6 protein-coding genes are annotated in these 6,476 nt (G+C 52.5%); 2 read left to right on the top strand and 4 right to left on the bottom strand.

Annotated elements, in window-relative coordinates; all coding sequences use genetic code 11:
- The first annotated feature begins 117 nt into the window (after nucleotides 1-117).
- Complete coding sequence (locus tag AAC022_RS19815; protein ID WP_339733768.1) at nucleotides 118-915, top strand: aldolase/citrate lyase family protein; 798 nt, start codon at nucleotides 118-120, stop codon at nucleotides 913-915.
- Between the two features lie 78 nt (nucleotides 916-993).
- Here AAC022_RS19815 and AAC022_RS19810 read toward each other — a convergent pair whose 3' ends face one another.
- The 3 genes from AAC022_RS19810 to pyrF are packed head-to-tail and all read right to left on the bottom strand — an operon-like array spanning nucleotide 994 to nucleotide 3,608.
- Entirely contained in the window at nucleotides 994-1,995 is a 1,002-nt protein-coding gene (locus AAC022_RS19810) for an oxidoreductase (protein WP_339733767.1), read from the bottom strand.
- 39 nt (nucleotides 1,996-2,034) lie between these two features.
- On the bottom strand, nucleotides 2,035-2,670 hold the full coding sequence (locus tag AAC022_RS19805) for a DNA-3-methyladenine glycosylase (protein ID WP_339733766.1): 636 nt from the start codon (nucleotides 2,668-2,670) through the stop codon (nucleotides 2,035-2,037).
- Complete coding sequence (gene pyrF, locus AAC022_RS19800; RefSeq protein ID WP_339733764.1) at nucleotides 2,667-3,608, bottom strand: orotidine-5'-phosphate decarboxylase; 942 nt, start codon at nucleotides 3,606-3,608, stop codon at nucleotides 2,667-2,669. The genes AAC022_RS19805 and pyrF overlap by 4 nt, the downstream gene beginning before the upstream one ends.
- A gap of 277 nt (nucleotides 3,609-3,885) precedes the next feature.
- On the opposite strand from pyrF, the gene AAC022_RS19795 reads away from it, so the two are divergent.
- A complete protein-coding gene (locus AAC022_RS19795; RefSeq protein ID WP_339733762.1) occupies nucleotides 3,886-4,800 on the top strand; it encodes an SPASM domain-containing protein in 915 nt (304 codons plus the stop codon).
- A gap of 703 nt (nucleotides 4,801-5,503) precedes the next feature.
- Here the strand turns inward: AAC022_RS19795 and AAC022_RS19790 are convergent.
- The gene (locus AAC022_RS19790) at nucleotides 5,504-6,244 is read right to left on the bottom strand and encodes a rhamnogalacturonan acetylesterase (protein WP_339733761.1); all 741 of its coding nucleotides are present in this window, start codon (nucleotides 6,242-6,244) and stop codon (nucleotides 5,504-5,506) included.
- Between the last annotated feature and the right edge of the window lie 232 nt (nucleotides 6,245-6,476).

The raw sequence follows: 6,476 nt of genomic DNA, 5'->3' as shown, positions 1-6,476 counted from the left end.
GATCGGGAAAGCGTTTGGCTTGCAATCCACTATGAGCCTGTCGAGAATGGATAAATCGTAAAGTGGTTCAAACAGAGTTTTAGTTCAACATAGATTTCAGGAAAGAATTTCAGACTGATGAAAAAGAATCCGGTCAAGGCGGCGTTGCGTGAAGGAAAACCTCAAGTGGGAACATGGCTTTCGTCGGGGGACGTGATGATGACCCGTCTGATGGCCCGTGTGGGATTTCCGTGGCTCACAGTAGATCTGGAACATTCGCCGATCGACTGGTCGCAGGCCGCTCTGTTGTTCGGCGCGATTGCCGATGCTGGTTGCGTTCCTCTGTGCCGGGTTCCCCTGGGAAAATATGAACTGATTAAGCGGGCGCTGGATGCCGGGGCTCATGGAATTGTCGCTCCGATGATCAACACCGTTGAACAGGCGAAAGAGGTTATCGATGCGGTTAAGTATCCGCCGGAAGGAAATCGATCGGTGGGTGGCGTGTTGCATGCGATGAATTTCGATGCTACGCCTGGCGATTATTATAAACATGCCAACGATGAGATCCTGGTGATTCTGCAGACCGAGTCACCCGAGGGAGTTGAGAACGCGGAAGAAATTTACAGCCTGCCCGGCGTGGATGGAATTTTCGTTGGTCCCAACGATCTGACGTTTCAGATGAGCAAAAAGACGGGCGTGCATCCTTCGCCTGATGAACTGGAAGTGATGCTGCAGCGGATTCTGGAAACCGGCAAGAAGACCGGCACACCAGTCGGCCTGCATGTGCAGACGATTGAAGCGGTTGAACAGCGGATTTCCGAAGGCTGGCAGTTTATCGCGTGTGGCTCTGAAGTGAAATTCATGGTCAACGATGCCCAGCGGATTGTGAGCGGCTTGAATCTCAAAGCCGAAGCGGCTGACCTGGCACGATACTAAGTCGTGCGTTGATCCGGAAAATAGAGAAGCGGCCATTCGGAAACGAGTGGCCGCTTTTTTTCTGTAATGCGTCTGATTCTATTCTTCGCTGATCTGAATGATGGTGCGCTCTTGATGTGTGCGATTCAGGAGTTTTTCGACGGTCTCCTGAACCTGTTCCAGGGTGATGACCTTCGCACGGTCTTCAAGATCAGGTAGTTTCCAGTCGGTGGCCAGTTTCTGCCAGAGGGCCGTTCGTCGTTCGATGGGATACCAGGCAGAGTCGATGCCGTCGAGGGTGACGCCCCGTAGAATGAAGGGGAAGACAGTCAGATCCAGTTTAGCGCCTCCCGCATTGCCGCAGGCGGCGACGCAGCCGTGGGGTTGAATCGAACGAATGACGTGACTTAACAGAGAGCCGCCGACCGTGTCGATGGCAGCGGCCCAGTGGCCTTTGAGCAGCGGTTTGTCAGAACTGAGATCAATCTCCAGTCGATCGATCACCTTGTCGGCGCCAAGGTCGACCAGTCGTTGGTGAAAGGCGGGTTTGCCCGAGACGGCGGTCACCTGATAGCCACAGTGCTTCAGTAAGGAGAGGGCGAACGTGCCTACGCCTCCCGAGGCACCGGTGACGAGGATGTTGCCTGCGTCGGGTGTGATGTGATGATGAATGATGCTGTTGACACACATCGCCGCAGTGAGGCCGGCGGTGCCGAGGATCATCGATTCTTTGAGAGAGAGACCATCCGGCAGAGGGACGATCCATTCAGGCTGGACGCGAATGAATTCGGCCCAGCCGCCCCAGCGTTCCACACCGAGTTCGTAGCTGGTGACGAGGACCGAGTCGCCCACCTGAAACTGATCAGAATCAGAGGCGACAACCACGCCTGCGGCGTCAATGCCGGGGACGTGAGGGAAGCGGCGGACGACGCCGGGATTTCCTGTCGCTGCGAGGGCGTCTTTGTAGTTGACCGAAGAGTAGACGACGCGAATCGTCACTTCACCCGAGGGGAGGTTGTTATAGGGAACTGAAACGAGACCGGCAGTGAATTTCTTCTGTTCGTTTTTGTTGATTTGATAGCAGCGAAAGGAGTCAGTCATGATGCAACCGATTTTCTAAGAGTAAAAGTGAGTTCGACTTTACCAGGGACCATCGGAAGGTTCCATTTCGAGGGTCCGCCAGCAGTACCAGCTGGCAACCGTTCGATAGGGCTGCCAGTGCTCTGCGATTTCGATGCAGGTGTGTTTATCGGGGCGGGATTTCAGCTGGTAGATCTGTTGAATGCCGTTCTGAATTCCCAGGTCATCATGCGGGAAGACGTCGGGGCGACAGAGGCCAAACATCAAAAACATTTGCGCGGTCCACAGGCCAATTCCTTTGACTTGAATCAGTTCTGCAGTGACCTCTTCATCGGACATCAGATGCATTTTATGCAAACGGACATTGTTCTGCAGCACCATTTCTGCCAGATGCCGCACATAAGTGGCTTTTTGATTGGAGAGTCCGACCGAGCGGAGTTCATCGTGCGAGAGTCTCATGATTTTTTCCACCGTCGGTTGTCCTTTGCCAGTGAGCGTGTTCAGACGCATGTAGATCGTGCGAGCCGCCGAGGTGGAAATCTGTTGTGAGACAATGGAACGCAGCAGCAGTGCAAAGCGGTAGCGATAGGGTTTGAGCGGGCAGGGGCCGACGGCATCGATGACGGTTTTCAGACGCGGGTCTGTTTTTCTCAGATGCTGTGCTGCTTTGCGAAATGTTACTGCGTGATCGTTCATTGTAAATTACCAGCGGGTGTGTGCGTGGCTAAATCCGAAATCATATCGTGCGTGGCGGCTTCGACCGCCTGTTCCCATTCTTCGGGCTTAAATTTTTCCGAGTACGGGGCTTTGCGGATGGCGAAGTTAATACCACGGGAGCTGTTGATGATCGCACCCAGTCCTTGCTCATCGAAGGCGCCCGCAACATCGCCGGCACCCGCGCCCTGGCTGCCATAACCGGGAACGAGCAGAGGAGTGTGCGGCATGAGGGCACGAAGCTGGTTGAGCTCTTCGGGATAGGTGGCACCGACGACGGCACCGATGGAACCGTAGTTGCTGGCGCCTTTGGTTTTTAACGCGAGTTCTTCGACGGCGGCGGCCACACATTCGTAGAGACTGGTCCCATCCGTTTTTCGATCCTGAAAGGTGCCTGCACCGGGATTGCTGGTGCGGACGAGGACATAGATGCCGGCTCCTCGTTCGACGGCGACCTTCACGAAAGGTTCCAGTGTGTCACTGCCAAGGTAGGGATTCACAGTGAGACAGTCGGCGGCCCAGAGGGCACTTTCAGGGTTCTCGCCGGCGAGATAGCCGCGGGCGTAAGCTTCGGCGGTGGAGCCGATGTCTCCCCGCTTGGCGTCGCAGATGACGACGAGGCCAGCAGCACGGGCTTTTTTGATGACGCGTTGCAGGGCGGCGCAGCCGGCGGGGCCCCATTCTTCGAAGAAAGCCGCCTGCGGTTTAACGGCGGGAACGAGGGGGGCGACGACGTCGATGATGCGGTAACAGAATTCTTCAAAGGCGGCAGCCACGATGTCTGCTTTCTCGGAATGCCGGGATTCGGCGGCTTTGACGATTTCAGCAGGAAGCCAGTCAAAGCGGGGATCCAGGCCGACCAGGGCGGGGGTTTTCTTATTCTGAATGGCGGCATTTAAACGGTCGGAGAAATGGTGCATCGGGTAACTGCTTTCAGTATTTCGAGTTAAGCATGAGTCATCTTGTTGTTTGCTGTGAGTTTCAGTCATGAATCATACAAAGTTGAGCCGACAATGGAATCATACCGGTTTTTGAATTCAGGATGTGTTTGAGGGTTTTCCCTTAGGCGTACTCGGAAAACAGGTTGTTTTCAAATGTATAGTCGCGGCGAACTCTCGTTGACAAAAAACGGGATGTTTGCGATGCTCGCGGCGTAAAGCTGTTCGGATTTCTCTGATTCATGGAAGAGTCGCCACTATGTTGGAAATTCTAAGCCCTTATCAATATAGCGAGCAAAGAGCGGAATATGACGCCCGGATTGCCAAGATGCGTCATTCCCACTATATGGATTACCCCAGGCACGTGCATCTGGAGACGTTGGCCCGGTGTAATGCGAGCTGTAATTTCTGCCCTTATCCGAACCTGAATCGAAAACACACCAAAATGAGTGATGAACTCATTGATAAGGTGCTGAATGAACTGACCGAGCTTCCCCGTGAAATGAATTTTCAGATTTCGCCGTTTAAGGTGAGTGAACCATTTCTGGATACACGCCTGTTCCAAACTCTGCAAAAGATCAATGATTTGCTGCCTCAGGCCAAGATTGCATTGACCTCGAATGCTTCAGCGATCACAGAAGATAAGTTAGAGGCGTTGCAGGACATTAAGAATATCGGCTATCTCTGGATCTCATTTAATGATCATCGCGAGGAAGAGTACGAGCGCGTGATGGGGTTGAAGTATCAGCATACCCGCCAGCGTTTGGAGATGATTCACGATGTGTTTGCGGATGGGGACGTTTATTTTTCCGTTGTGTTGTCACGTGTGGGCGATGGTTCAATAGCAGATCAGGAGTTTGTGGAATGGGCGGGCATTCATTATCCACTGTTCAAGGCGAGTGTCTTCCCCCGCATGGAGTGGATGGGTCAGGTCGAGGGTCTGAGTGTGAATCCGGTTCCGAATATGGGCTGCGAACGCTGGTTTGAACTTTCAATTACTGCGACGGGCGAAGTGGCCCATTGTTGTGCCGACGGTCAGGCGGAATTTCCGATTGGCAATGTGAACGACCAGCATGTGCTGGAAATCTATAACTCTCCCGAATACCGCAAACTCCGGGAAGCAACGGTTTCTCGATTGAGTGTGCATCCCTGCAATAAATGTACTTTCATGTGATCGTACATGATGGGAAACGGTACTTGTTTCTCTCTGAGATTGCTTCAAGTTTTGCTGTTGGATGTCTTCCCGCGCACTGTTGGGCGAGCTAAGCGTGGCGCACGGTGAGTTTTGAAAGACGCTTTCGAGGCGTGTTGAGGTAGGGGCGAACCCATGTGTTCGCCCGCAGGGTACGGGTTGATTTTGAATTCATGTACGAACGATGATTCCGGCCCTTTTGCACGATTTTTTCATGTTGTCAGTCGCGAGGCGGGCAGACACATGGGTACTGCCCCTACGACTCAGTGACCGGATTACGTGATCATAGTCCTGTGATATTCCGAATGTTTTTCCTGCTCGCTGCACTCGGCCCGAATTTCATTCGGACTTACCCATTTTTGTGGTGTTTTTGAGTGTATGGGTACGCCTTCCCAATCACTGTTGGCGAGCCAACAGTGCCACGCGCTACCGTGATAGATTCGTCTTTTACTACCACGAAAATCACGAAAGCACACGAAAACAGAAGACATAATCCGGGATTGCCGCAGGCAACAGGAAGTGGCAGGGAAATCGATCAGTTCTGATGACGATTTCCTACTTTTGAAATATATTATGATCGGATCACTTGAGTCAAAATCGTGCGATTGCTCCGGGACTTCCTGCTCGCTGCGCTCGGACCGAATTTCATTCGGTCCCACCCAGTGTCGGGGAAATGTCAAGTTTTTTAATGTGCAGATTGTTTGAGATACGGTTTCAGATCGGGAACCTGGGTGGAGATTTCTTCTGCGACGAGGCGAGCGATTTCCTGGGCACCTTTTCTGGAGAAGTGAGTCCGGTCGGATTTGCTGGGGCTGAAGTCGGCACTGCCGGCGTCTCCCAGTTGATTAAAGAGGGTGACACTTTTCTGGTGCAGGTCGATGACGGGTACGTTCTTTTCGCGGCCGACTTTGAGCATGGCATCGGCATAGGGACGCAGGATGGTCCAGATCATGCCGTTTTGAAATCGTCTGCGGGTCATGGGGGTGACTAAAACCGGTTTGATATTGGCCGCGCGGGCTTCGTCAATGTATTGACGCAGATAGTCCTGATAGGTCGTCGCCGGATCTGTTTCACGGTCGCCTTTACCGGGACAGTCATTGTGACCAAATTGAATGAACAGATAGTTGGCTTTTTCCGCGATGGCTTTTTTCCAGCGACCTTCTTTGATGAAACTTTTCGAGCTGCGACCGGAGGCGGCGCGATTGAGAATGGTGACATCATCGGTGAAAAACTCGCCGAACACCTGACCCCAGCCAGTCAGATCCGGGCGGTCTTTGGGGGGCCTGCTATAAGTGGCTGCCGTGGAATCGCCAATCAGCAGGATGCGGATTTGTGGTTCGGCGGCAGAACTTTTGAATTGTGTGAAAGTCAGACAAATCAACAGGACGACAAAAGCAGTCAGAATTTGACGGTGGGCAGGTTTCATCAGCAGGCTTTCTTTGACGTTGGTGGTGATAAAATTAGCTTCTGTATCCGAAATATCTTGTGATTCCTCAGTTTAGGTCGATATGATTGTATTGAAAAGTCAGTTGACACAGTAAAAAAGTTGATTAAAATGGATGTATGTGTCCGATATTGGTTTTGTTTCCTGCCCAACACCGTTGATTGCCGTCCTTCGTTGAAATGTGTGATTGAATCCCGCCTTTAAAGAATGAATG

The sequence above is a fragment of the uncultured Gimesia sp. genome (genome assembly GCF_963976445.1).
Taxonomy (GTDB): Bacteria; Planctomycetota; Planctomycetia; order Planctomycetales; family Planctomycetaceae; genus Gimesia.
This window is presented reverse-complemented; position numbering and strand designations above follow the sequence as displayed.

Excerpts from the sequence above, each read along its gene's own strand:
- AAC022_RS19790 (WP_339733761.1), bottom strand. The coding sequence starts at position 6,244 with ATGAAACCTGCCCACCGTCAAATTCTGACTGCTTTTGTCGTCCTGTTG.
- pyrF (WP_339733764.1), bottom strand. The coding sequence starts at position 3,608 with ATGCACCATTTCTCCGACCGTTTAAATGCCGCCATTCAGAATAAGAAA.
- AAC022_RS19815 (WP_339733768.1), top strand. The coding sequence starts at position 118 with ATGAAAAAGAATCCGGTCAAGGCGGCGTTGCGTGAAGGAAAACCTCAA.
- AAC022_RS19805 (WP_339733766.1), bottom strand. The coding sequence starts at position 2,670 with ATGAACGATCACGCAGTAACATTTCGCAAAGCAGCACAGCATCTGAGA.
- AAC022_RS19795 (WP_339733762.1), top strand. The coding sequence starts at position 3,886 with ATGTTGGAAATTCTAAGCCCTTATCAATATAGCGAGCAAAGAGCGGAA.
- AAC022_RS19810 (WP_339733767.1), bottom strand. The coding sequence starts at position 1,995 with ATGACTGACTCCTTTCGCTGCTATCAAATCAACAAAAACGAACAGAAG.